Annotated in this window: 3 protein-coding genes; 2 read left to right on the top strand and 1 reads right to left on the bottom strand. The window is 67.0% G+C overall.

The features are described 5' to 3' along the window. The coding region (locus ELR45_RS42425; RefSeq protein ID WP_165367407.1) for a hypothetical protein at window positions 1–112 on the top strand (112 nt) is incomplete at its 5' end. A 210-nt stretch (window positions 113–322) separates the two neighbouring features. Continuing rightward, entirely contained in the window at window positions 323–1,426 is a 1,104-nt protein-coding gene (locus ELR45_RS02630; RefSeq protein WP_129663174.1) for a Gfo/Idh/MocA family protein, read from the top strand. A gap of 13 nt (window positions 1,427–1,439) precedes the next feature. Here the strand turns inward: ELR45_RS02630 and ELR45_RS02625 are convergent. Further along, the coding region (locus tag ELR45_RS02625; protein WP_165367406.1) for a polysaccharide lyase 8 family protein at window positions 1,440–3,513 on the bottom strand (2,074 nt) is incomplete at its 5' end.

The following is a 3,513-nucleotide window of genomic DNA, read 5'->3' as shown; positions in this document are numbered from 1 at the left end:
GCTCGTCGATGAGCTGAACGGCATAGTCACCGAGAAGCAGCAGATCAGCCTCTCGGGCGACCTGGTGGTGCGCGGTTCGACCGGACAGGCTGCGCGGAGGACTGCGTCCTAAGTCTGTCCCTCGAGTGGGGCTTTATCGGCCCCGTACGACGGTTCCGGCCTTGACAATCCATCGGTGGCACGGCAACCATGAACGAGCTGCTTGCGTGCAAGCGCTTGCAGGATTCTTAGCGGGGCGCCGGTCCGGGCCTACCAGGTGACCCCGTACGAGTACGACGGACATCTCTACCGTCGCCGATGCCTCTGCCGCCGAGGAGTACCTGTGCACACCCCTGGACATGCCGATCGCCACCATCGTCCCGTCCGCACGGCCATCGTCGGTACCGGCGGGATCGCCGAAGGCGGGCACCTGCCGGCCCTGCGGGCGCTGGCCGCCGACGTGGACGTCGTCGCAGCGGTCGACGTCGATCCGGACAAGCTGGCCGGTTTCGGCGACCGGTGGGATATCCGTGGCCGGTACACCAGCCTCACCGCCATGCTGGCGGCCGAGTCCCCGGATCTGGTGATCGTCGCGACCCCGCCGGTGCTGCACCGTGAGCATGTGGCGGAGGCTTTGGCCTCTGGGGCGTGGGTGTTCTGCGAGAAACCGCCGGCACTGTCCCTGGCGGAGTATGACGAGATGGTCGCGGGGGAGCGCGACGGGGGTCCGTACGCGCCGATCGTCTTCCAGTTGCGCTATGGACCCGGCGCGCGGCACTATCGAAAGCTGGTGACCTCAGGTGTGCTGGGCCGCCCGCTTGTGGTGCAGTGTCAGACCACGTGGTTCCGCGGTCCGGACTATTTCGAGCCGGAGTGGCGCGGCAACTTCCGCGGCGACGGGGGACCGGCGATGGCGATGGGCATCCACAACATCGATCTCATGCTGACCATGGCCGGCCCTTGGCAGGAGGTCTCCGCGTTCGCAGCCACGACGAGCCGCGACATCGCGACCGACGATGTCAGCACTGCCGTCGTCCGGTTCGAATCGGGTGCGCTCGGCACCATCGTGAACAGTGCGGTCTCCCCGCAGTCGGTGAGCCACCTGCGCATCGACACCGAGCTTGCGACCGTCAAGCTGACGCATCTTTATCGATACCGGAACTCGGACTGGTCGTGCACCCCCGCGGAAGGCATCGACGACCAGCTCGCGGCCGGGTGGGCGAACGATCTACCCGACGAGGAGACCAACCACCTGTCCCAGCTGCGCGACGTGGTCGCCGATTTCCGGGCGGAACGCCGGCCGGACACCAGCGGCGACGGTGGCCGGGCCGCGCTCGAGCTGATCACGGCGCTGTACAAGTCGGCGTTCACCGGTCAGACCGTGAAGCGCGGCGAGATCGGCGTCGACGACCCCTTCTACCACGCCCTCGACGGGAGTGCGCAATGAAGCCAAAGGGGTTCTAAACCAGGACTGCGCGGTGGGTGCGTCCGTCGCGGGCGCTGGTGTCGATGGCGACAGTCAGCGTGTTCCCGGATTTGCTGACCTGGACTGTCGAGTCGCTCGACGACGGGCTGTACGACGTTCCGCTGAGCGTGACAGTGATGGAGTCGAGCCGGTGGGACGCGTTGGCGACGCCGACCCATATCTCGTTACCCTGCTGCGACAGCACGACGGAGCAGTTCTTGTCGGTGGCGATCGTGGCGCCGCCGCCGAGCTGGATCGTTTGGCCGCCGGAGAAGAAGTTCGCCCCGGTGAAGCCGAGATGAGGCACGTGGATGGCGTGCACGGTGTTCGTTTTGGCCAGGATCTGCACGCCCGGGTCGGCAGCGCGGGCGGCCGTCTCGGCCGGTGTCGCGCCGGGCAGCAGTATGTACCCGTACGCTCTGTTCGTGGGCGCCCTGCCGTGGCCGAAGTAGAGCGTGACGTACCGGCGGGTGTACGGCGTGTCGTCGTGCGTGGACCAGTACGGGTTGATGTCCAGCCAGGTGGCCGTCCGTGCCTCTCGCAGTCCTCGCAGTGGGCTGCCGTTCTCCGCGTCGAGGACGACGTAGCCCGCGACGTCCGCGAGATGGAGCCAGCCCGGCCGTCCGAGGTACTCGTCCCAACCCAGGTCCGCGGGCATGGTCTCGCCGTCGACGATGAGGGTGTTGGCCCCGTTCTCGTGCAGGTTCCTGTTCTCCATGACGGACTGAACGGTGTACTGCTCGTTCGACGTGATGCCGGTACCGAGCGCCACCACCGAGTCGTCCAGGCAGAACCACGACTTCAGAGCGCTGAGCGAGTGCTCTCCGGGGCCCTTGGTCATCCGCATCCCGGTCGCGGCGTACTCCCCGTCCACGCACGCGCCGCCGCCGAAATGACCGTAGGCCTTGCGCCAGTCGCCGTCGGGCATGTCGTCCCGTCGCTGCGCGGTGGTGCCGGGGAGCCGGAGTGGGTCGACCGTCGGCCAGTAGGCGTCGGAGAACTGCGCGTTGTCCGAGCGCACGTACAGGTAGGCGGCGCCACGGCCCTGGTACCAACCGTGCAGGTTCTCCCGGTTGTGCTCATACGAGCCGTGAACGCCCTCCCGCGCCATGGAGACCGTGAACGCCCAGCCGTCGCGGCGGTGGATCGGGCGGGCGACGCTTGACATGAGCTGATGACCGACCGGTTCCGGCGCGGGCGTCAGGCTGGAGTCGTTCATCAGGTCCTTGAACAGTGCGAGCCGGCGCAGATCGGACGTGGCAGTGGGGTCGACGAACTCGTCCCTGGTGAACCAGCCGAGGCACATCTCCCGCCAGTTCTTGGCCCGCGTGGCGTCCACTGCGCCGGCCAGCGTCAGGATCCCGTCGACGATGCCGATGGCCGGGCCGTGCTCGACGCTGTTCTTGCGCGATACGGCGCGCCCGCACATGTTGGAGAAGAGCTGGTTGTCGTAGATCGTCGGCGCGTAGCAGTTCTCCACGGCGTCGAACATGATCTCGACGTCGGGATCGGTGATCTCCCACGGCGAATCGGCTAGCAGTCCGATCAGCGTGGCGGCGCCCTGGAGCAGTATTCGGCCGTACGTGCCGGTGTAGGGAATGCTGGTGTGCTGGATGAAGCCGCCGTCGCGGTAGTAGCCGTCGCCGGAGGTCGTGTACTCGAAGACCCCACTCAGCGCGTCCCGGCCGTCGGCGACGCGCGCTTGCGTGTGATCGAGGGCACCACGGATCATGACCACCTGGCACAAGTCGACCCGGTTGCCGCCAGTGGACAGCTTGTGCTTGGGGTGGTTGGGCGGATAATTGTACCGCGGGTCCGGCACGAACCAGTCGACGGCCTCGGTGTGCCGCTGCGTCATGGTGGCGCCGACGTGATCGTGCAGGATGGTCAGGGCGTTGTTGAGATACTGCGGGATGGCGATCTCATGGTTGTACCAGCTGGAGTCCTCCGGCTCTCCTGCGATGTAGTTGTGGGTCTGCACGGTGTCGATGGCGTCGAGCATCGTGTCGCGCAGGGTCGCATCGCGGTAGTGTGACGCGCCTTCCGTGGCCCAGTTGATCGCCATGGAC

Origin of the sequence: Phytoactinopolyspora endophytica (assembly GCF_004138495.1) — a bacterium.
Taxonomy (GTDB): domain Bacteria; phylum Actinomycetota; class Actinomycetes; order Jiangellales; family Jiangellaceae; genus Phytoactinopolyspora; species Phytoactinopolyspora endophytica.
The sequence above is the reverse complement of the archived record's forward strand: the minus strand, read 5'-3'. Positions and strand labels throughout refer to the sequence as shown.